The sequence below is a fragment of the Kitasatospora sp. NPDC059327 genome (assembly GCF_042752535.1).
Lineage (GTDB): Bacteria > Actinomycetota > Actinomycetes > Streptomycetales > Streptomycetaceae > Kitasatospora.
In genome coordinates, this window is sequence record NZ_JBHYYB010000069.1 from 18,812 (window position 1) to 39,892 (window position 21,081).

The following is a 21,081-nucleotide window of genomic DNA, read 5'->3' on the forward strand; positions in this document are numbered from 1 at the left end:
GCCAAGAACCCCGGGGAAACTCTCGCCACGCGCGCCGTCACTGAGAGCGACCGAATATGGGGGTACAGCTGCCAACAGCTGCCTCAAAAACACTCCATAGAGGGGCAATTCGGGCAATCCTCATCACTCACAAGAGTGAGTGATGTTGACGCACCGAAGCTGTCGCAAGCTTGTGACAAGCCTAGGCGAACACCTGCCCCTATGTACGGGATTCGGCGACGTAGGGTTCTCCCCATGGCACCGAAGCGCCCCCAGGCACCCCAGCCCCCCGGCAACACCGGAGCTCCGAGCGGCCGACGCCGCGGATCACCGCTCGACATGGCGGGGCACGGAATCAAGTTCCTGGGTGTCAGCGTGCTCTCCGGAGTCCTGCTGGCCGGCATGGCCCTGCCCGCCGTCGGCGCGCTCGGGCTGACGGCCAAGAGCACGGCCGAGAGCTTCGACAACATCCCCGACGACTTCAAGACGCCGCCGCTCACCCAGGCCACGCAGATCTTCGACGCCAAGGGCGGGCTGATCGCCAAGGTCTACGAGCGCGACCGCACGGTGCTCACCGCCGACCAGATGTCGCCCTACATGCGCCAGGCGCAGGTGGACATCGAGGACGCGCGCTTCTACGAGCACGGCGCCGTCGACCTCAAGGGCGTGCTGCGCGCGGCCGGCAAGAACGCCGAGAGCGGCACCGCCTCCCAGGGCGCCTCGACGCTGACCCAGCAGTACGTGAAGAACGTCAACGTGGAGAAGGCCGGCGACGACCAGGCCGCTGTCCTGGAGGCCCAGCGCAAGACCCTGGGCCGCAAGATCCAGGAGCTGAAGGTCGCCATCAAGCTGGAGGAGGACCTGACCAAGGACCAGATCCTCACCAACTACCTCAACATCACCTTCTACGGCCACCAGGCCTACGGGGTCGAGGCGGCCGCCCAGCGCTACTTCAGCAAGAGCAACAAGGACCTCACCATCGCCGAGGCCGCCACCCTGGCCGGCCTGGTGCAGAACCCCTCGCAGTACGACCCGGTGCGCTACCCCGAGAACACCGTGAAGCGCCGCAACGTGGTGCTCGACAAGATGGTCGAGAACAAGCACATCACCGCGGACCAGGCGAAGGACGCGAAGGCCGCCCCGCTGGGCCTGAAGTACAAGGACCCGCAGAACGGCTGCATCACCGCCAACGCCGGCATGGGCTTCTTCTGCGACTACGTCCGGCACGTGGTCAAGCAGGACCCGGTGTTCGGCAAGAACGCCGCCGACCGGAAGAAGTTCTGGGACCAGGGCGGTCTGAACATCTACACCACCCTCGACCCGGACAAGCAGGCCGCCGCTCAGAACGCGGTGACCACCAAGGTCAAGGTCACCGACCCGGTGTCGGCCGCCGCCACCATGATGGAGCCGGGCAGCGGCAAGATCCTGGCGATGGCCCAGACCCGCCCGTACGGCCTGGACCCGAACAAGAACCAGACCGTCGTCAACCTCAACGTCGACGCGGCGATGGGCGGCGGCAACGGCTTCCAGCCCGGCTCGACCTTCAAGCCGATCATCGCCGCCGCCGCGCTGGAGTCCGGGATCTCGCCGACCCAGGCGTACCCCTCGGAGAACCGCATCGAGTGGCCGACGATGAAGACCTGCGACGGCACCTGGAAGAACACCGAGAAGGGCGACAAGCGGTACGTCCCCAACGAGAGCAAGTCCGAGGTCGGCCCGTACGAGCTGAAGCAGGCGATGGCCCTCTCGGTCAACACCTACTTCGTCCAGATGGAGGCCGACATGGGCCTCTGCCCGGTCAAGCAGATGGCCAACAAGCTCGGCATCACCACCCGGGCCAGCGGTGACAAGCTGGACGTCGTGCCGGCCATCACCCTGGGGACCCAGGAGATGTCCCCGATGACCATGGCGAACGTCTACGCGACCTTCGCCGCCCGGGGCAAGTACTGCACCCCGATCGCGATCAACAAGATCACCACGGTGGACGGCAAGGACGTCACGGTCCCGGCGTCGAGCTGCAGCCAGGCGATGTCGGAGAGCACCGCGGACGCCCTCAACACCGTCCTGCTCAACGTGACGGAGAAGGGCACCGGCGCCTCGCTCGGCCTGGAGGACGGCCGCCAGATCGCCGGCAAGACCGGTACCACCGACAAGAAGAAGGCCGCCTGGTTCAACGGCTACACGCCGCAGCTGGCCACCGCGGTCTGGATCGGCGGCCCGGCCGGCGGCGTCGAGATGAAGAACATCAAGATCGGCGACACCTACTACGGCGGCGACGGCGTCTTCGGCGCCACCGGCCCCGGTCCGATCTGGAAGATGGCGATGGACCAGGCGCTGAAGGGCTCCGGCAAGGAGACCTTCCAGACCGTCAACATCCCGGACCCGGCGCCGAAGCCCGACCCGAACGCGACCGCTCCGGCCACCCCGCCGGCCACCCCGCCGAACGGTGACGCGGCCGCGGCCGGCGGCAACCCGGGCGGGAACCCCGGGGGCAACCAGGGCGGGGCCAACAACGCCGGCGGGATGATCGGCGGCGGATTCACCCTCCCGCCGGGGATCATCGGCGGCGGGAACGGAAACGGCAACGGGAACGGCGGCCGGCACTGACCGGCCCGCCACCCGGGCACTGAGAGGGGCGCCCTCCGAGCGATCTGCTCGGAGGGCGCCCCTCTTGATGTGCGCGCGGGCACGGTCGGCCCTGTGGGCCCGGTCGCGCGCTTCGCTGTCTCGCGGGCGTCGGCCGGCGCGGGCCGTCAGCCGGCGCGGGCCGTCAGCCGGTGAGCGCCGCCTTGACCGCGGCGGCCACCCGGCCGCCCTCGGCCAGACCGTCCACCTTCGGCTTCACCAGCTTCATCACGGCGCCCATGCCCTGCGGACCGGTCGCACCGCTCTCGGCGACGGCGGCGGCCACGATCGCCGCCAGCTCCTCGTCGGAGAGCTGCTTGGGCAGGTAGCCGGCCAGCAGCTCGCCCTCGGCCCGCTCCCGCGCGGCCTGCTCCGTCCGGCCGGCGGCATCGAACGCCTCGGCCGCCTCCCGGCGCTTCTTCGCCTCGCGGGCCAGCACCTTCAGCACCTCGGCGTCCGAGAGCTCCCGCTTCTCCTTGCCGGCCACCTCCTCACTGGTGATGGCGGAGAGCGTCAGCCGGATGGTGGCCGAACGCAGCTCGGCCCGATCCCTGATGGCCGCCGTGAGGTCCTCGTGCAACTGCTCCTTGAGCGTGGTCATGGCCCAGAGTCTCCCACCTGCCACGTTCGGCTGCCCGCCATTAACACCGGAGCCCGCGCCCGTGGCCGCCGCGGCGGGCTTCCGCACCGGCGGCGTAACTTCTTACAGTGGTTACATGACCGACCAGCGGGCGACCGGCCCGGTGCCGCTCTCCCCCGGAGACGCGCGCCACCCCTTCGACCCCGGCGCGCTCTGCCTGGAACTGCTCACCACGGGCGGCCCCGGGACCCCGGCGGGGTACGAGCTGCTGCACCACCCCGAGGACCTCACCCGATGGCTCGCGCGGTCCCGGCTGGAGCTGCCCGCCGGCGTCCACGTCGACGCGGCGCAGCTGACCGCCGCGCGGACCCTGCGGGACGCGCTCCGACGCCTCGCCGCGGCCCGGGCCCACGGCGAAGCGGGCGCCGGGGCGGACTACGCCGTCCTCAACCGCGCCGCCGCCCACCCGCCGCTGGTTCCGCGGATCGACCCGAACGGGGCGGCCGCCGCCCCGTTGCCGGCCGACGGCGACCAACTCGTCTCCACCCTCGCCCGCGACGCCATCGCGCTGTTCACCGGCCCCTTCGCCCACCGGGTCCGGGAGTGCGGCGCCTCCGACTGCTCCCTGATCTTCGTCGACACCTCGCGGCCCGGCCGCCGGCGCTGGTGCTCGATGGAGCGCTGCGGCAACCGGCACAAGGTCCGCGCCCTCCGGGCCCGACGCGACCGGGCGGACGGGGCGGAGCCGGCCGGGCAGCCGGCCCCCGACGCCGGACCGCCCCTGCGGCGAGGGCATTCGGCCCATGGCGGCGTGTCCCCGCGCACCGACCGGACGTTCACCGGCTGATCCACCGTCTGAGAGCATGGAGCGATGCGACCGCTGTACTCCGTCCCCCTCGGAATCGCCGCCACCGGCGCCGCCTGCCTCGCCTACTCCGCCGGGTACGAGGTCCGTTCCTTCCGGCTCCGCCGGGTCGAGGTGCCCGTCCTGCCCAAGGGCGCCCGCCCCCTGCGGGTGCTCCAGGTATCGGACATCCACATGGTGAGCGGCCAGGGCAAGAAGCAGCGCTGGCTGCAGAGCCTCGCCGGGCTCCGCCCGGACCTGGTGGTCAACACCGGCGACAACCTCTCCGACCCGCTCGGCGTCCCCGCCACGCTCGACGCGCTCGGGCCGCTGATGGACTTCCCCGGCGTCTACGTCTTCGGGTCGAACGACTACTACGGCCCGGCCCGCAAGAACCCGGCCCGCTACCTCCAGGCGATGCGCAGCGGCGCCCACGGGATGAACAACCCGGACGGCACCGCGCGGCGCGGGATCACCGGCGCCGTGCACAACCCGTGGGAGAAGCTGCGCGACGGCTTCGACGCGGCCGGCTGGCTGGACCTCACGAACACCCGGGGCCGGCTGAACATCGGCGGCCTCGACCTCGAATTCACCGGCCTGGACGACCCGCACATCCGCCGCGACCGCTACAGCGAGGTCACCGGCGGCCCGTCCGCCGACGCCGACCTCTCGCTCGCCGTCGTGCACGCGCCCTACCTGCGCGTCCTGGACGCCTTCACCGCCGACCGCTACCCGCTGATCCTGGCCGGCCACACCCACGGCGGCCAGCTCTGCGTCCCCTTCTACGGCGCCCTGGTCACCAACTGCGACATCGACTCCAAGCGGGTCAAGGGCCTCTCCACCCACCAGGCGGGCGGCCGCCGCGCGTTCCTGCACGTCTCGGCCGGCTGCGGCACCAACCGCTACACCCCGGTCCGCTTCGCCTGCCCGCCCGAGGCCACCCTGCTCACCCTCACCCCCTCGCGCTGACCTGCGGCGGAGGCCCGCCGGGAATCGGATTTCGTCTCTCGGCAAGCGTCCGGTAGAGTTCTACTCGTTGCGAAGGAAACAGAGCGACAAACCGCAGGACCGGGGTGTGGCGCAGCTTGGTAGCGCGCTTCGTTCGGGACGAAGAGGCCGTGGGTTCAAATCCCGCCACCCCGACCCAGTAGGACCAGCTCAGGGCCGGTCTCCCGCAAGGGAGACCGGCCCTGACTGTTTCTCCCGGGGTCCTCGGGAGAAACCGGGGAGAAGGTGCTCTTCCGGGCGGTTCCTGAGGCGCCCTCAGGAAGAGCGTCCAGGAGCGAGCCGGGCGCGCCGGGCGACATCTGCCGGCGGGCGGCCGGTGACGCGAGCCACCTCCGGGTCGACCCGCCCAGGAAGTCCCCGGCGCAGCTCCGGCGCGATGTGCGGCGTGACGCGCGAGTACCGCGCCCGGACGGAGCCGTCCTCGTGCCCCGTCCGCTCGTCCTCGTGCTGCCGGAGCGCCACCCCGTGCGGCGGCCGGACGCGAAGCGGCCGGCGACGATGCGGCAGTCGCCCGCTACTACCGATCAGAAACCGTCCGGGCCCTCATCGGCGGGAGAGGCCGGAGAGGCCTTCACCCAGGTCGCCCGGTCGGCCTCGATGGTCCTGGCGGGCGCGGCAGCCTCGGCTGCCTCCCGGAAGGAGACGACCGCCTCGCCGTTCTCCCGCGCCCATGCGGTGAGCATCCTGATGGGCTCCTCCAGGGTCCGTCCGAGATCGGTCAGGCAGTACTCCACGCGCGGCGGCGCCTCGGCGTACGCGTGCCGCTCGACGAGCCCGTTGGCCTGGAGTCGGCGCAGGGTCTGGGTCAGCACCTTGCGTGAGATGCCACCGCTCAGCTCGACCAACTCGCCGTGGCGCAAAGGGCCATCGGTCAGCGCGAAGAGCGTGACCACGGACCATTTGCTGGCGATGATCTCCATGGCCAGGAGAGCGGGGCAGTCGGCGAGGAAGGAGATTCCGGGTCGCAGACTCATGCCCGAAGGTTACCTGGAGGTACCTTTCGGCCGCCTATCGTCATCGAGGTGCGCACGCCCCTCTACTCGCATCTCGCATGATTGAGGTCTCAGCCGTGTTCGTCTTCCTTGCCGTCGTCACCGTGGTCATGTCGGCGCTCCTCCTGATATCGGCCGGAGCCAAGTCTCTGCGGACGCGCCACATCACCGAGCAGATGTCCACCCTCGGAGTGCCGCAGAGCATGATGACCCTCCTGATCGGCGCCCAGGTCGCCGGCGCGGCCGGTGCGATCGTCGGCCTCTGGTGGGGACCCGTCGGAATCGCCGCCGCGATCGGCCTGACGCTCTATTTCGCCGGGGCGGTCGCGTTCCACCTGCGCGTCGGCGACCGCAAGGGCGCGTCGCCGGCAGCGGCCCTCACCCTGGCCTCCGTCGCCCTGATCGTGCTGCACGCCGCCACTCCCTGATCCACTGTCACGGCGGTGACTTGGGGGCAGGGGTCGGCGGCCGCGTCCGCAGCCGAGAGGCTGGTGGCGGCTCATGGTCATCGGCCGGCGTCGACGCGCTGATCCCTCCTCCGCCGCCCGCCGGGACTTTCGGCGGACGGTCGGTCCCGAACCGCGTGCGGGACGAAGGGCCGTGGGTCCACGTCCCGCCACCCCGGCTCAGCAGGAACGGCTCAGGGCCGGTCTCCCGCCGAGGAGACCGGCCCTGACGGGCTTCACCCGACGTTCCTCGGAGAGATCCAGGAGGAACCTGCCCGAACGTTCTCCCGGGCAGGTGGTCACCGACGTGGGCTCGGCAGTGTGCCGGTATGGCCTCGCCCGGTGGACGGCGAGCCCCCGCACTTGGTGAGGCAGGGCACAGCGGCGTCCGCGCGCCGGGCCCGGGGCGGCTCCGCCGGCGGTCAGTGGGCCGGGGCGGTGGGGTGGGGAACGACGGTGACGACGGTGGAGCAGGACGCGCTGTCGGGGCCCTGGTGGAGGGTCACGCCGATGCGGTCGCGGCCGGCCGGGTCGCGGGGCAGTCGGGCGGCCTCGACCAGGCAGGGCTCGTCGAGCTCGACGTAGCTGGTGAAGACGCACTCCATGGCGACCGCGAGGACGGGGGCCGGCGGGCAGAGGGCCTGGGCGGCCTGGCGGCAGGCGTCGAGGAGCAGGGCGCCGGGCGCGTGGTCGACGGGGTGGTCGAAGTAGACCGGGTGGGAGGTGTCGACCCGGAGCTGCCAACGGCGGGGGTGGTCGGTGGCGGAGAGGGCGATGTCCTGCGAGGTGGTGGCATCGGGTCTCGCGGTGCGTATCGAGGGACCCGGCGGCAGGGCGCGCGCCATCATCTCGGCGGCGTCGGCGCGCTCTCCGCGCAGCCGCCGGTAGATGGCCGGGGCCTGGACGGTGAAGCGGGTCTGGGCGGTGGCGAGCGGTTCGCCGGCCCGGCTGATCATGTAGGACAGCGTGAGGGCGCAGACCCGGTTGCCGCGCCGGACCACGTCCTGGCAGACCACGTCCAGCCGGACGTCGTCCCAGCCCTGGTCGGCGGGGCGGTTGACCAGGAGCAGCTCGGGGACCAGCGCGAAGCTGAAGCGGTCCCAGACGAGGTGGTGCCCGATCGGAACGTCGAAGGCGGCGTGGGAGAGCAGTGGGAAGCTCTGCCGGACCGTCTCCACCAGGAGCATCGGGTCGTACAATCCGCCGTCGGCCCGGTCGCGGGGCCAGCGGGCGGTCACCCGGTAGGCGTCGGGCCCGGTGGGCTCCCAGCCGGTCAGCAGCACTTCGTCGGCCGCGCGCTTGTGAACGAGTTCCTTGGGCACGGTGGTCGCAGCGGTGATGGTGCTGCCGGTGTCTGTGCGATACATGTGTGCACTCCCCCAGAATGGCCACTGGCGTGGTTGTTGGTGGAGCCTCCGTTGTGTACGCCGGGCCCCGCTGCAAATAACGTAGAGGTCGTTCTTTTTGTTTGTCGAGGAGTTTGGAGCCACTGTGACGCGAGCGAAGCAGGACCGAGCCGTACGCACCCGCGGGACGATCCTGCGGGCTGCCGCACAGGTCTTCGACGAGTACGGTTTCAGCGGTTCGAGCGTAAACAAGATCATCACACAGGCAGGCACCACCCAGGGCGCAATGTACTTCCACTTCCGCTCCAAGGAGGAACTGGCCAAGGCGGTGATGGACGAGCAGGCCGCCGACCTGGAACTACCGGCCGAACCGGCCGGCCTGCGCCAGCTCCTCGACCTCAACCTGTACCTGGCCGACGAGCTGCGGGACAACGTGCTGCTGCGCGCGGGCGTCACGCTCGCCGTCGAGCAGGGCCAGCTCGGCCTGCGCGACTTCCGTCCGTACGAGATGTGGGCCGAGCAGTTCTGCGCCGAGCTGGAGGAGGCCCGCAAGGCCGGTGAGCTGCTGCCCGACGTCGACTCGGCGGAGTTCTCCCAGGTCCTGGTCGGGGCGTACACCGGCACCCAGGTGATGTCCCACCTGCGCAGCAACCGCGCGGACCTGCCGGAACGGATCGCCCGGCTCTGGTGGTACCTGCTGCCCGGCATCGCCACCGCCCCGGTCGTGGAGACGCTGCGGGGCGTCCTGGCCGAGCGCGGGCACCGGGCATGACCGGGCCGACCGTCCTGCTGACCGGAGCCGGCGGCTTCATCGGCTCGGCGGTGCTCGCCGCGCTGCGCGAGCGGCCCGGGGCCGGACCGGTCCGGGCCCTCGCCCGCTCCGCGGCACCGCCCGGGACGGTCCGGGTGGCGGCGGACCTCGCCGACCCGGCGACGCTGCGCGGCGCTGCGGAGGGCGCCGACGTCCTGGTCCACCTCGCCGCCGCGGTCTCCGGCGACGAGGAGTCCTGCGCGGCGGTCAACGTGCACGGCACCCGGGCCCTGCTCGCGGAGGCCGCGCGTGCGGGCGTGGACCGGATCGTCCACCTCTCCACCACCGCCGTGTACGGCCCCGGCCCGCACCGGGGCATCGACGTGGACGCGGTGGCGCCGGCCCCCGTCTCGGCGGCCAGCCGGACCAGGCTGACCGGGGAACGGGCGGCGCTCGACGCCGGCGCGGTGGTGCTGCGCGCGCCGCTGGTGCTGGGCGCGGGGGACCGCTGGGTCGTGCCCTGCCTCGCCGAACTCACCCGCCGGGTACCGGCCCGCTGGGACGGGGGCGCCGCCCGGCTCTCGCTGGTCGCGGCGGAGGACCTGGCCCGGCTGGTCGCCGGACTGGCCGTCGGCCCGGCGCCGGCCCCGACTGGGATCCACCACGCCGGCCACCCCGAACCCGTGCGCGGCGGCGCCCTGTTGGACACCCTCGCCGAGCACGGGGTGCTCGCGCCCACCCCCGGCACGGACTGGCCCTGGGAGCGGTGCGTGGCCGAACTCCGGCGGGTGCCGGGGGTGTTCAGCGAGCGGCAGTTCGCGCTGCTGGCCCAGGACCACTGGTACCGCAGCACGGAGATCTGGCAGCTGGCGGACGTCGACCCCGGACCGGGACCACTGCACCGGCTCGCCGCGGCCGCCCCCTGGTACCGGGAGCACCTCACCCGGATCGGCGCCCCGGCCACCGAACAGAGTTCCGGGGAAGTTGCCAAAGCTGCAAGCGGATGACGGGTGAGCGGTGCGTATGCGGCCAGCTCCGCGTAGCGTCAGGACTCCGTCGGATCGGCTCGGACCGACGCAGGGGTCCCGGCCCTTCCGCCCACCCCGCTCCGTCCGCTCGAAGGAGCCACTCCCGCTCATGCGGTTCGTCAGTCCCCCGCTCCAGGCCGTGGAGCCGGTGCCGACGCTCGGCCGGCGCGCCCGAGCAGCCCTCCCCGCCGGCGGTGGGCGATGAAGCAGGAACGGGCCCAGCACACCCGACGGGCCCTGCTGCGGGCCGCCGCCGGTGAGTTCGACCAGCACGGGTACGCGGGCACCTCGCTCTCCCGGGTCAGCCGGGCGGCCGGCGTCACGATGGGCGCGCTGACCTTCCACTTCCCCACCAAGGCCAGCCTGGCGGACGCGGTGCGCGCGGACGCCGTCGCGCTCACCCGGGCGGCGGTGGGAGCCGCCGCGGGCGGTGAGGGGGGCAGGAGCGCGGGCGGGGGCACGCCCGCCCGGGACGGGCCCGGCAGCGCGGACCCCGGCTGCGGCACGGGTGAGGTGGCGCGACTGACCGACGTGCTCACCCGGCTGCTCCAGGACGAGCCCAGCGTCAGCGCCGCGGCCAGGCTGGCCTGGGAGCAGCCCGGCTCGGCCGACAACTGGTACGCCAGCTGGATCCCCGTGCTGCGCGGACACCTGGCGCGCCAGCCGTCCGGGGTGCCCCCGCAGCGGGCCGACGGGCCGGACCCCGACGCGCACGGGGCCGACGGCCCCGGCCCCCGGGAGCGGGAGGCCCGGGCGGCGGCCGCCGATGCGCAGGACCTCGAAGTCCTGGTGCACTGCCTCGTGGTGGGCTCGGAGGCGCTGCGGCGCGGCGTCGTCCCGGTGGGCGGGGAGACCGCCCCCAGCGGGGACGAGCTCCGGCAGCGGCTGCGCAGGCTCTGGCACCGCACGCTGGCCGGCCCCTCCGCCTGACACCGGGACCGGCACGGGCCGCCGTCGTCAACCCACCCGCGCCCACCCACCGCCGTCGGCCCACCGCCGTCGGCCCGTTCGAGCGCCCGGGTGCCCGCTCCCGGTACGGTCTGAGGGGTGGCGCGGCCCATCGGCGCGCGCTCGGCGATGGCAGGTACGCGCCGGGGCTTGCACAACCCGGCACACGAACTTGTCAGAATCGTGCCAGGGCTCTACCCGAAGTCCAAAACAAAGCGATCGTTCGCTATTCTTCCCGGGACGGCATCGCACGGCACCTCACGATCCCGGGGAGCTCACATGGACGCGCAACACCTGCCGCCGGCCGGCGAAGCAACGGTCTCCCGGTTCGCCGAGCAGGTCTTCGCCCACCTGCCCCGGATAGACCAACGCCGCTGGGCCCACGCCTATCTGCGCGGCCTGCTCACCGCACCGGGCCGCAAGTCACTGTCGAACATGGCCACCAGCCTCACCACCAGCCGGACGGCCGCGCTCTCGCTGCAGCAGTTCATCAACGGCAGCCCCTGGGACTGGCGGCCGGCCCGCCGCGCCCTGGCCCGGCTCACCAGCACCGGCGCTCGGCCGGTGCGCGCCTGGACCGCCACCCTGGCGGTGATCCCCAAGCGGGGCGACCAGGCGGTCGGCGTCCACCGCCGCTTCGTCCCGGAGTTCGGCCGCACCATCAAGTGCCAGGCGGCGGCCGGGATGTTCATCGCCACCGACCGGCACGCCGTACCGGTGGACTGGTCACTGCTGCTCGACGCCGACTGGACGGAGGACCAGGGCCGGCGCGCCCGCGCCCGGATCCCGGACTCCGTCACCCCGCGCCCGGCGGACCGGACGGTGCTCGACATGGTCGACCGGCTGGCCGCCCACCTCCCGGTCGCCCCGCTGGTCGCGGACCTCACCGTGGTCGACGAGTTGCCGCCGCTGATGTCCGCCCTCGCCCGCCGGGGCGTCCCGTACCTGCTGGAGGCCCGGCCCCACCAGGCCGTCCGCCCCGTCCTCCAGGCGACCACCGGGCGCTTCGGCCGGATCCAGCAGGACGCGGTGGCGGTCGAGACGCTGTTCCCGCGCCAGCGTCCGCGCACGCCCGGCGGCCCGCAGCCGACGCTGCGCTGCGTCCCCGTCCTGACGCCCGGCGCCCAGGGCGCGCCCGTCCACCGGCTCTGGGTGCAGGACGTCCGCGACGGCAGGCCCCGGCGGTACTGGCTGACCAACCTCACCGACGACGCTCCCGCCGTCCTCGCGCTGCTCGGCACCGTGACGACCACCCGGGACGCCGTGGACCGGCTCGGCGCCGACTTCGGCCTGCTGGACTTCTCCGGCCGCTCCTACCTCGGCTGGCACCACCACATGACGATGGTCTCGGCCGCCTACGCGCTCGGCCACGACCGGCCGGACCTGACCGGGATGCCCTCGCGGGAGGTCTTCCGCACCTCCGCCTGACCCGCGCCTCCACTTGAACCGCCCCGGTCCGGCCCCGCAGCGACAGCGCGGGGCCGGACCGCGGCCGGAGCGGGGCGGGCCCGCCGCGCCGGAGCGCGCTACGCCACCAGCGCCGAGGACTCCGCCTCCCGCGCCGCCGCGACCATGCCCGCCAGTGCGGCCCGGCTCGCCCCGAGGACCAGCAGCTGCCGGTCCAGCACCGCCAACCGGCGTTCGAGCACCTCCAGCACGCACGAGTCCACGGTGTCCTCGCCGCTCACACAGGGCAGCACATCGCGGATGGCGCTGGTCGAGAGCCCCGCCCCCAGCAGGGCCCGGATCCGGCGTACCACCACCGCCGCCTCGGCGCCGTAGCGGCGGTGACCGCCCTCGCGCCGGCGGCTCTCCAGCAGCCCCTGCTCCTCGTAGTACCGCAGCAGGCGCACGCTGACCCCGGTCTGCGCCGACAGCTCACCGATCCGCATGCGACCCTCCGAACGCGCGCCGACGCCTCGCACAGCTGGGGCGATTGTAACGTGACGGGGCCCGGCCGATCGGCGGATCGCACCCGGCCGGATCGGCCGGAACCGGTTCCCGGCAGTCGATCTGACGCAACGTCGGAGACTCCGGACGGCAGGCGGCGGACGCGGTCAGAACAGGCCCGGGAGGTCCGTGCGGGCGGTGATCCCGAGCTTGGGGTAGGCCTTGTAGAGGTGGTGGCCGACCGTGCGTGGGCTGAGGAAGAGCTGGGCCGCGATGTCGCGGTTGGTGAGCCCCCGCGCGGCCAGCCGGGCGATCTGCAGCTCCTGCGGAGTGAGGGCCGCCAGCGGCCCCTCGGGGGCGGCGGCGCGGGGCGGGGCGCCGGCCCCGGTGGCGGTGAGCTCGGTACGCGCGCGATCGGCCCAGGGGTGGGCGGCGAGCAGTTCGAACGTCTCCAGGGCCGCGCGCAGGTACGGGCGGGCGTCGGTACGGCGGCGTTCACGGCGCAGCCACTCGCCGTGGAGCAGCGCGGTGCGGGCCTGTTCGAAGGGGCGGTGGGTGCCGTCGTGCAGGTCCAGGGCCGCGCGGTAGGCGGACTCGGCGAGTTCGTCCGGCCCGAGCAGGGCCTGACAGCGCAGCCGCAGCGCCTCGGCCCACGGCACGGCGGCGGCATCGGCCCAGCGGGCGAAGCGCTCGTACGGAGCGTCGGCGCGTCCGGGATCGCCGAGCCGCACGACGGCCTCGACCAGGTCGGGGACGGCGCGGGTGGCGGCGACGTGGTGCCGGTAGGGGCCGGTGGTGAGCGCCTGGAGGCGCTCGGCGGCGTCGGCGGCGCGGCCCCGGCCGAGGTCGAGCAGGGCGAGCGCCCACTGCGCCCAGGGCTCGCCGGGCGCGGGCGCGGCAGTACCCGTCCCGGTCCCCGCACCCGCGCCGGGGCCGCCGCCGGTGAGGGCCGTCGCCGTCCGCGCGGTCGCGGTGAGCTCGGCGCACTCCTGGTCCGCGCCGCGCAGTGCGGCCAGGAGCCCGAGCAGGGCGCTGAGTTGGCTGACCCACTGGTGCTGTCCGGTGTCCCGGGCCAGCGCCAGCGCCTCGGTGGCGGTGACCTCGGCGTCGCGGTGCCGGCCGTGGAAGAGTTCCGCCTCGGCGAGGAAGAACTGCAGGGTCGGCAGGACCCCGACGGTCCCCTTGGACCGGGCCTCGGCGACGAGTTCGGCGGCGAGGTCGACCGTTTCGGCGTCCCGGCCGAGCACCAGCGTCACCCCGCAGAGCTGGACCAGGTCGCTCGGCGTCTCGGCGCCCGCCCGGCGGGCCGCCGCCGCGGTGTCGCGGGCGGCGGGCAGCGGCGCGGCGGGGCCGCCAAGGGCGGGCAGGACGGCGGCCGACAGGTGACGGGCGAGCGGGGTGAGCGGATCCCCCTCGGCCAGCGGGAGCGCGGCGAGCCGGTCGAGCACGGTGATCACCGGCTCCTCGCCGGCGTACCAGGCCGCGTGGAAGGCCTGCAGCAGCATCCGGGCGGCGTGCGGCGGCTCGATGTCGGTGGCGGCCGCGTCCAGCAGCAGGCGGTAGGCCGCCGGGTAGGAGCCGCGCCAGAACTGCGCGGTGGCCCGCACCTGGTCGAGCAGGGCGTGCGCGAAGACGCTGTCCGTCCGTGCCCCGGCCCGCTCGGCGAGCGCCTCGGCCTGCGCCAACTTACCCTCCTCGGTGGCCGCTTCGGCCGCCAGCACCAGCCGCCGGGTGGCGCCGTCGCGGTCGGGGGTGAGCCGGGCGGCGCGCTCGTACGCGGCGGCGGCGCCACCGTGGGCGCCCCTGGTCCCGGCGCGGACGGCGGCGCGTTCCAGGGCGTCGGCGAGGTCGGCGTCGGGCGCGGTGGCGGCGAGGGCCAGGTGCCAGGTCCGGCGGTCGCCCTCCTCCAGCGCCCCGCCGATCGCCCGATGCGCCGTCAGCCGGTGTTGCAGCGGTGCGCGGTGCAGGATCGCGGCGCGCAGCAGTGGGTGCCGGAACGCGAGCCGGCGGTCGGCGGTCAGGGTGACCAGGCCCGCCGCCTCGGCGGGGGCGAGGTGCTCGGCGGTCGCCCCGAACGCGGCGGCCGCCGCCAGCACGACGTCGAGGTCGCCGTTCTCCTCGGCGGCGGCGACCAGCAGCAGGTTCTGGGTGGCCGGGGGCAACCCGGTGACCTGGCCGTGGAAGGCGATCTGCAGACGGCTGGTGAGCGGCAGCACGCCGGGGGCGGCGGCCGACTCCCCGGTGCCCGACTCCCCGATGCCCGACTGGCCGGTGCCCGAGTGGCCGACGGCTGATCCGGCGACCGGTCCGGCGACCGAGAGGGGCAGTTCGGTGAGCGCCAGCGGGTTGCCGGCGGACTCGGCGAGCAGTCGGCGGCGGACCGCGCCGGTCAGGGCCGCGGGGGCCCGGGCGTCGAGCAGCCGGGCGGCGGCCGGCTCGGCGAGCCCGGCCAACCGGATCTCGGGCAGCCGGAGTTGGAGCAGACCGGTCGACGGCGGGCCGTCACCGGCGCCGGCGCCCGCCTCCCGGGTGGCGAGCAGCAGGGCGACGCCCTCCGCCTGGAGCCGGCGGGCGGCGAGCAGCAGCGCGTCCAGCGAGGCCCGGTCCAGCCACTGCACATCGTCCACGACGCACAACAGGGGCTGATCGGCGGCGAGTTCGGCGAGCAGGCCGAGGGTGGCGAGCCCCGCGAGCAGCCGGTCGCCGCTCGGTCCGGCGGTCGGGGTGGTCTCTGCCAGCCCGAACGCGCCCTCCAGGGAGCGCCGTTGCGGACCGGGCAGCGCGGCCAGCCGGTCCAGGCCGGGCGCGAGCAGCAGACTGAGCCCGGCGAACGGCAGTTCGGCCTCGTACTCGACGCCGGTCGCCCGGATGACCCGGAACGCGCCGCCGGCCGCCGCCACCGCGTACTCCAGCAGCGCCGTCTTGCCGATCCCGGGCTCGCCGCGCAGCACCAACACCCCGCTGCGGCCGCCCTTCGCACCGTCGAGCAGCGCGTCGATGACGGCCTGCTCCTGTTCCCGCCCGTAGAGCTCCCCCATACGCCGACCCTACTGGCGCGAGCTACCCACGGCTTCCGCGGCGCCGACCGATGCCCTACCCATCCGTGACAGATTCGCCGCCCGCGCGCCCTCCGTACCTTCATGAGCAGCGGGAACGCCCCGCCGAACCACCCAGCAGGACAAGGGAGAAGACGATGACCGGTCTTCAGCGGCTCGACCTCCAGCAGCTCGCCGAGCGCTACCTCGCCGTCTGGAACGAGGCCGACCCGGCCGCCCGGCGCGCGCTGGTCGACGAGGTGTGGGCCGAGGACGCCGGCTACACCGACCCGCTGGCCGCCGTCACCGGCCGGGACGGCGTCGACGCGCTGATCGGCGCGGCCCAGGCGCAGTTCCCCGGCCTGGAGTTCACCCTCGGCCCGGTCGACGCGCACCACGACATCGCCCGGTTCACCTGGCACCTCGGGCCGGCCGGCGGGGAGCCCCTGGTGGTCGGGTTCGACGTGCTGGTGGCCGGCCCGGACGGCCGGATCGCCTCGGTGTACGGCTTCCTGGACCGTGTCCCGGGCGCCTGAACCGCCGCCCCGGGGCGGAGGAGGGCGGGCGGACCTGCCCGCCCCTCCTGCGGCCGCCGCTCCCCGCCCCCGCCGCTCCCCGAACCACCCCGCCCCCCGCCGCTCCCGCCCCACTCCGCCGAGGAGAGCCCGAGATGAGCACCGCCCTGCACGCCCGCCCGGTCCCGGCGAAGGCCCCGGCACCCTCCGCCCGGGGTCTGCTCCCGGTCGTCCTGACCGCCACCTTCATGACCGCCCTCGACGTCTTCGTGGTCAATGTCGCCGTCCCCTCCGTCCAGGCCGATCTGGGGGCCGGCCCGGCCGCCGTGCAGTGGGTGATCGCCGGCTTCGGCCTGGCGCTGGCCGCCGGGCTGATCACCGCCGGCCGGCTGGGCGACCGGTACGGACGGCGCCGGGTGTTCGCCCTCGGCCTCGCCCTGTTCACCCTCGCCTCGGCCGGCTGCGGCCTGGCCCCGACGGCCGCCGCCCTGGTCGGCGCGCGGATCGCGCAGGGTCTGGCGGCGGCACTGATGGGCCCGCAGGTGCTGGCCATCCTGCGGACGGCGTTCAGCGGCGCCGCGCTGGCCCGGGCGTTCGCGATGTACGGGCTGACGATGGGCGTGGGGGCGGTGTTCGGCCAGCTGATCGGCGGCGCGCTGATCCGCGCGGACCTCTTCGGCCTGGACTGGCGCAGCTGCTTCCTGCTCAACCTGCCGATCGGCCTGGCCGCCCTCGCGCTCGTCCGCCGCTGCCTGCCGGAGTCCCGCGCCCCGCACCGTCCCGGTCTGGACCCGGTGGGCGTCCTGCTGGTCACCGTCGGGCTGACCGGCCTGGTGCTGCCGCTGATCCAGGGTCGTGCGGCGGGCTGGCCGCTCTGGACCTGGCTCTGTCTGGGGGGCGCGGTCGTCCTGCTCGCCGGCTTCGCCGTCCACCAGCACCGGCACCCCGGTTCGCCGCTGGTCGACACCGGGCTCTTCCGGAACGGGGCCTTCGCCGCCGGTCTGCTCGCCCAACTCGTGTTCTGGCTCGGCCAGGCTTCGTTCTTCCTGGTACTCGCCCTGCACCTGCAGCAGGGCCGTGGCCTGGACGCGCTCGGCGCCGGCCTGGTCTTCACCGCGATCGGTGTCGGCTACCTGCTCACCTCCACCGCGGCGCACCGCTTCGCCGCCCGGCTCGGGCGCCGGGTGATCGCGCTCGGCGGGCTGCTGATGGCCGCCGGGCTGGGCCTGCTCGGCCTGGCCGTCCACGCCGGCGGGACGACCGGCAGCGTCTGGTGGCTGGCCCCGGGCCTGTTCGTGGACGGACTCGGGATGGGTCTGGTGATCGCCCCGGTGACCACCGTCGTGCTGGCCTCGGTCGAGCCCCGGCTGGCCGGTTCGGCGGCGGGGCTGCTGGCCACCGTCCAGCAGGTGGCCGGGGCGCTCGGGATCGCGCTGATCGGCATCGTCCACTTCGGCGCCGGCGACCCGGCCACCGCCTTCGGGCGCAGCGTGGGCGTGCTGGCGGTACTGGAGTTGCTGCTGGTGGCTCTGGTGCGGCTGCTGCCCCGCCGGACGGTCTGAGCGCGGGTGGGGCGGGGCGGGTGGGCCGGTCACGGTCCGCCCGCCCGTTCCGTTCTCTCCCCCCGATCGGGTTGGATGGGTGGATGAGCGAGGAGAAGAGCGCCGTTCCGGCGTGGGAGCAGCGGTTCAGGGCGGCCCGGGTTTCGCTTCCGGACTGGGCGGAGGACGCCCCCGACCGGGCGCTTTACGTGTCCAACGCCACCGGTACCTACGAGGTGTACGCCTGGGACCGGGCCGGCGACACCCACCGGCAGGTCACCGACCGGCCGAACGGCACCACCGACGCCGAGCTGTCGCCCGACGGCGCGTGGGTCTGGTGGTTCGACGACAACGACGGCGACGAGTTCGGGATCTGGCGCCGCCAGCCGTTCGGGGGCCGCCCGGACGGTCCCGGGGGCCCCGACGAGGAGGCCGTGCCCGGCCTGGCCGCCTCCTACTCGGCGGGCCTGGCCCTCGGCCGGGACGGCACGGTGGTGGTCGGCCGCTCCACCGACGAGCACGGCACCACCCTGCACCTGCGTCGCCCCGGCGCGGCGGAGGCGCAGGAGATCTACCGGCACGAGGAGTACGGCGGCGTCGGCGACCTCAGCTACGACAGCGCCCTGCTGGCCGTCGACCACACCGAGCACGGCGACGCGATGCACTCGGCGATCAGGATCGTCCGGCTCTCCGACGGCGGGACCGTCGCCGAGCTGGACGAGGTCACCGGCCGCGCCGAGCCGCGCGGTGTCGCCTGCCTCGGTTTCGCGCCGGTCGACGGCGACACCCGGCTGCTGGTCGCCCACCAGCGCACCGGCCGCTGGGAGCCGATGATCTGGGACGTGGCCACCGGGGCCGAGACCGCGCTGGAGCTGCGCGACGAGCAGGGCCGCGAGCTGCCCGGCGACGTCTCCGCCCAGTGGCGTCCCGGCGCCCGCGCCCTGCTGGTCGAGCACGAGTACGAGGCACGCAGCGAGCTGTTCTCGTACGACCTCGACACCGGGGTGCTGACCCGGCTGGAGACCCCGCGCGGCACCGTCGGCGGCGCGACCGCCCGCCCGGACGGCACGGTGGAGTTCCTCTGGTCCTCCGCCGCCGAGCCGTCCGCCGTCCGCTCCACCGCCGGCACCGTGGTCCTGCGGGCGCCCGGCGCGGTGCCGCCGGGCTCGCTGCCGGTCGAGGACGTCTGGGTGGACGGCCCCGGCGGCCGGGTGCACGCGCTGGTCCAGCGCCCGGCCGGGGAGGGCCCGTTCCCGACCGTCTTCGACATCCACGGCGGGCCGACCCACCACGACAGCGACTCCTTCGCCGCCGGGCCGGCCGCCTGGCTGGACCACGGCTTCGCGGTGGTCCGGGTCAACTACCGCGGCTCCACCGGCTACGGCCAGGCCTGGACGGACGCGCTGCGCGAGCGGGTCGGGCTGATCGAGCTGGAGGACATCGCCGCCGTCCGCGCCTGGGCGGTGGAGAGCGGACTCGCCGACCCGGAGCGGCTGGTGCTCACCGGCGGCTCCTGGGGCGGCTACCTCACCCTGCTCGGCCTCGGCGTGCAGCCGGGGTCCTGGACCCTCGGCGTCGCCGCCGTCCCGGTCGCCGACTACCTGACGGCGTACGACGACGAGATGGAGGCGCTGAAGTCGCTGGACCGCACGCTGTTCGGCGGCACGCCCACGGAGGTGCCGGAACGCTGGACCGCCTCCTCCCCGCTGACCTACGTCGAGCAGGTGCGGGTCCCGGTCTACATCAGCGCCGGGGTGAACGACCCGCGCTGCCCGATCCGGCAGATCGAGAACTACGTGGAGCGGCTGGAGCGGCTGGGCACGCCGCACGAGGTCTACCGGTACGACGCCGGGCACGGCTCCCTGGTGGTGGAGGAGCGGATCAAGCAGCTGCGGCTGGAGATCGACTTCGTCCGGCGGCACCTGGGCGACGGGCAGGCGCGGACGGTCGGGGCGGACCAGGGCGACGGGGGGACCGGGTGAGACGGCTGCTGACCGTCCTGGGGGTGGGGGTGGCCGGAGCGCTCGTGCTCACCGGCTGCTCGGGTCAGGACAGCGACGACGCGGCCTGCCCGCCGCCACTGTCGCCGTCCACGCAGCCGACGCCGACGCCGACGACGGGCACCGCGAGCCCGCCGGCGGGCGCCGGCACCGCGACGGGGAGCCCGGCCGTCCGGGCGGTCTTCCGGGCCGCCGGGACGGCGGGCGCCCCGGCGCCCGGGAGTCCGGCCGGTCTCCCGGGCGCCGGGGAGTTCGGGGAGGCCGGGGGGTTCGGGGAGGCCGGTGACGGGACGGTCGTGCTCGCCCGGTCCAAGTCGTCCTCCTCCAAGGGGTCGAAGGGCTCCAAGGGCAGCCGCGGCCCGCGCCACCACACCGACACCTACGACTCGGACGACGACAGCGGGAGCGGGAACGGGAGCGGGAACGGCAGCAGCCGGTGCACCGAGCCGCCTCCGACGCCCTCCCCGTCGTCCTCGTCGTCCTCCCCGTCCGGTACGCCCCACCCGTCGCCGACAGCCGTCGCGCCGTCGACTCCGGTGGTGCCGACGGCGCCCGTGCCGCCGTCCAAGCCGGGCGTCCCGTCGGTGAAACCGACCCGCTGATCCCCCGCGGGCTTCCGCGGAACTACTCCAGGACCGGGTCCAGCCCGAGGGCCCGGTCCTGCTCGGCCTCCGCCTCGCGGCGCACCAGGCGGAACCACATGAAGACGACGAAGCCGCCGAAGACGAACCACTCCAGGGTGTACCCGAGGTTCTGGAACGCGCGCAGGGTGAGGCCGTTGCCGCCCTGCGGCTGCACGGTCGGCACCTGGGTCAGCCCGGCCGGCACGGTGTCCGCGGACACCCAGCCGTCGTACCAGCCGTCGTAGGACAGCTTGTTGACGAGCGAGGCCGTGTTGATCGTGCCGAGCTGTCCGGCCGGGAGCCCGCCGGCCACGGCGCCGCCGCTGCCGCTGCTCTCGCCGGCCTGCAACCGCCCGGCCACCGTGACCTCACCGGCCGGCGGCAGCGCCGCGGCGGACGCGCCCTCGGCGGGCGTGCCCGGTGCCCAGCCGCGGACGACGGCGACGGTACGGCCGTCGTCGGTGCGCAGCGGGGTGAGCACGTAGTAGCCCTGCTTGCCGTCCAACACCCGGTTGGGGACGAGCAGCTGGTGCTGCTGGTCGAAGGTCCCGGAGACCGTCACGGCCCGGCCGACGGTGTCGGTGGTGACCTGCGGACGGTCGGGGCCGAGCAGTTCGCCGAGCGGCGCGACCGCTCCGGCGTCGTCCATCGACCTGCTGATCTCCTGGTGCGAGGAGACCTTGTCCTCGAACCGGCCGAGCTGCCAGGTGCCGAGCCAGACGCACACCGCCACGGCCGCGACGGCCAGCGCGGTGCCGCTCAGCCAGCGCGGAGTGAGGAGGAACCGGTACACACCCCCCACGGTAACCACTCCTCACACCTCTCCCGACCACAGGGGCCCCCGCCACGCCTCCTCGGGCCGGGTACCGGGCCGGGCCGAGTGCGCCGAGTGCCGGGCCGCCCGCGCTGGCGGCCGCAGGGCGCACGACC

General features: G+C 74.4%; 18 protein-coding genes and 1 tRNA gene. 13 read left to right on the top strand and 6 right to left on the bottom strand.

All coding sequences use genetic code 11. From position 1 onward, the window contains the following. Window positions 1-318 precede the first annotated feature (318 nt). Window positions 319-2,586: a transglycosylase domain-containing protein gene (locus ACFXHB_RS31710; RefSeq protein ID WP_380578127.1), complete on the top strand. Its 2,268-nt coding sequence runs from the start codon at window positions 319-321 to the stop codon at window positions 2,584-2,586. Window positions 2,587-2,749: 163 nt separating this feature from the next. Here the strand turns inward: ACFXHB_RS31710 and ACFXHB_RS31715 are convergent, their stop codons facing one another. After that, window positions 2,750-3,205 (bottom strand): GatB/YqeY domain-containing protein, encoded by a 456-nt coding sequence (locus tag ACFXHB_RS31715; protein WP_380578128.1) that lies wholly within the window; start codon window positions 3,203-3,205, stop codon window positions 2,750-2,752. Window positions 3,206-3,320: 115 nt separating this feature from the next. Here ACFXHB_RS31715 and ACFXHB_RS31720 point away from each other — a divergent pair, with 115 nt between their 5' ends. The 3 genes from ACFXHB_RS31720 to ACFXHB_RS31730 all read left to right on the top strand — a co-directional run bounded on the left by ACFXHB_RS31720 (window position 3,321) and on the right by ACFXHB_RS31730 (window position 5,171). Further along, the gene (locus ACFXHB_RS31720; protein ID WP_380578129.1) at window positions 3,321-4,031 is read left to right on the top strand and encodes a CGNR zinc finger domain-containing protein; all 711 of its coding nucleotides are present in this window, start codon (window positions 3,321-3,323) and stop codon (window positions 4,029-4,031) included. A 24-nt stretch (window positions 4,032-4,055) separates the two neighbouring features. Next, complete coding sequence (locus tag ACFXHB_RS31725) at window positions 4,056-4,997, top strand: metallophosphoesterase (protein WP_380578130.1); 942 nt, start codon at window positions 4,056-4,058, stop codon at window positions 4,995-4,997. A gap of 100 nt (window positions 4,998-5,097) precedes the next feature. Then, window positions 5,098-5,171, top strand: a tRNA-Pro gene (locus tag ACFXHB_RS31730). A 389-nt stretch (window positions 5,172-5,560) separates the two neighbouring features. On the opposite strand, the gene ACFXHB_RS31735 is transcribed toward ACFXHB_RS31730, so the two are convergent. Beyond that, a complete protein-coding gene (locus ACFXHB_RS31735) occupies window positions 5,561-6,010 on the bottom strand; it encodes a winged helix-turn-helix transcriptional regulator (protein WP_380578131.1) in 450 nt (149 codons plus the stop codon). A 77-nt stretch (window positions 6,011-6,087) separates the two neighbouring features. Here ACFXHB_RS31735 and ACFXHB_RS31740 point away from each other — a divergent pair, with 77 nt between their 5' ends. After that, window positions 6,088-6,456, top strand: coding sequence for a DoxX family protein (locus tag ACFXHB_RS31740; protein WP_380578132.1), 369 nt, complete (start codon window positions 6,088-6,090; stop codon window positions 6,454-6,456). A gap of 440 nt (window positions 6,457-6,896) precedes the next feature. Here ACFXHB_RS31740 and ACFXHB_RS31745 read toward each other — a convergent pair whose 3' ends face one another. After that, window positions 6,897-7,841 carry a ScbA/BarX family gamma-butyrolactone biosynthesis protein gene (locus ACFXHB_RS31745; RefSeq protein WP_380578133.1) on the bottom strand — a complete coding sequence of 315 codons (945 nt, stop codon included), beginning with the start codon at window positions 7,839-7,841 and terminating at the stop codon, window positions 6,897-6,899. Between the two features lie 124 nt (window positions 7,842-7,965). Here ACFXHB_RS31745 and ACFXHB_RS31750 point away from each other — a divergent pair, with 124 nt between their 5' ends. The 4 genes from ACFXHB_RS31750 to ACFXHB_RS31765 all read left to right on the top strand — a co-directional run bounded on the left by ACFXHB_RS31750 (window position 7,966) and on the right by ACFXHB_RS31765 (window position 11,975). Next, a complete protein-coding gene (locus ACFXHB_RS31750) occupies window positions 7,966-8,592 on the top strand; it encodes a ScbR family autoregulator-binding transcription factor (RefSeq protein WP_380578134.1) in 627 nt (208 codons plus the stop codon). Continuing rightward, window positions 8,589-9,578, top strand: a complete 990-nt coding sequence (locus tag ACFXHB_RS31755) for an NAD-dependent epimerase/dehydratase family protein (protein ID WP_380578135.1) — start codon at window positions 8,589-8,591, stop codon at window positions 9,576-9,578. Before ACFXHB_RS31750 ends, ACFXHB_RS31755 begins: the two co-directional genes overlap by 4 nt. Window positions 9,579-9,800: 222 nt before the next feature. Continuing rightward, window positions 9,801-10,529 carry a TetR family transcriptional regulator gene (locus tag ACFXHB_RS31760; RefSeq protein WP_380578136.1) on the top strand — a complete coding sequence of 243 codons (729 nt, stop codon included), beginning with the start codon at window positions 9,801-9,803 and terminating at the stop codon, window positions 10,527-10,529. Between the two features lie 297 nt (window positions 10,530-10,826). Next, window positions 10,827-11,975 (top strand): IS701 family transposase, encoded by a 1,149-nt coding sequence (locus ACFXHB_RS31765; RefSeq protein WP_380578137.1) that lies wholly within the window; start codon window positions 10,827-10,829, stop codon window positions 11,973-11,975. A 98-nt stretch (window positions 11,976-12,073) separates the two neighbouring features. Here ACFXHB_RS31765 and ACFXHB_RS31770 read toward each other — a convergent pair whose 3' ends face one another. Both ACFXHB_RS31770 and ACFXHB_RS31775 read right to left on the bottom strand, forming a co-directional pair. Continuing rightward, window positions 12,074-12,439, bottom strand: a complete 366-nt coding sequence (locus tag ACFXHB_RS31770) for a MerR family transcriptional regulator (protein ID WP_380578138.1) — start codon at window positions 12,437-12,439, stop codon at window positions 12,074-12,076. 165 nt (window positions 12,440-12,604) lie between these two features. Further along, the gene (locus ACFXHB_RS31775; protein WP_380578139.1) at window positions 12,605-15,475 is read right to left on the bottom strand and encodes an AAA family ATPase; all 2,871 of its coding nucleotides are present in this window, start codon (window positions 15,473-15,475) and stop codon (window positions 12,605-12,607) included. Between the two features lie 155 nt (window positions 15,476-15,630). Here ACFXHB_RS31775 and ACFXHB_RS31780 point away from each other — a divergent pair, with 155 nt between their 5' ends. The 4 genes from ACFXHB_RS31780 to ACFXHB_RS31795 all read left to right on the top strand — a co-directional run bounded on the left by ACFXHB_RS31780 (window position 15,631) and on the right by ACFXHB_RS31795 (window position 20,130). Beyond that, on the top strand, window positions 15,631-16,008 hold the full coding sequence (locus ACFXHB_RS31780; protein ID WP_380578140.1) for a nuclear transport factor 2 family protein: 378 nt from the start codon (window positions 15,631-15,633) through the stop codon (window positions 16,006-16,008). Between the two features lie 134 nt (window positions 16,009-16,142). Continuing rightward, window positions 16,143-17,549 carry an MFS transporter gene (locus ACFXHB_RS31785; protein ID WP_380578142.1) on the top strand — a complete coding sequence of 469 codons (1,407 nt, stop codon included), beginning with the start codon at window positions 16,143-16,145 and terminating at the stop codon, window positions 17,547-17,549. 83 nt (window positions 17,550-17,632) lie between these two features. Beyond that, complete coding sequence (locus ACFXHB_RS31790) at window positions 17,633-19,510, top strand: S9 family peptidase (protein WP_380578144.1); 1,878 nt, start codon at window positions 17,633-17,635, stop codon at window positions 19,508-19,510. Further along, window positions 19,507-20,130: a hypothetical protein gene (locus tag ACFXHB_RS31795; protein WP_380578146.1), complete on the top strand. Its 624-nt coding sequence runs from the start codon at window positions 19,507-19,509 to the stop codon at window positions 20,128-20,130. Before ACFXHB_RS31790 ends, ACFXHB_RS31795 begins: the two co-directional genes overlap by 4 nt. 22 nt (window positions 20,131-20,152) lie before the next feature. On the opposite strand, the gene ACFXHB_RS31800 is transcribed toward ACFXHB_RS31795, so the two are convergent. Further along, window positions 20,153-20,944, bottom strand: coding sequence for an SURF1 family protein (locus tag ACFXHB_RS31800; protein WP_380578147.1), 792 nt, complete (start codon window positions 20,942-20,944; stop codon window positions 20,153-20,155). Window positions 20,945-21,081 lie beyond the last annotated feature (137 nt).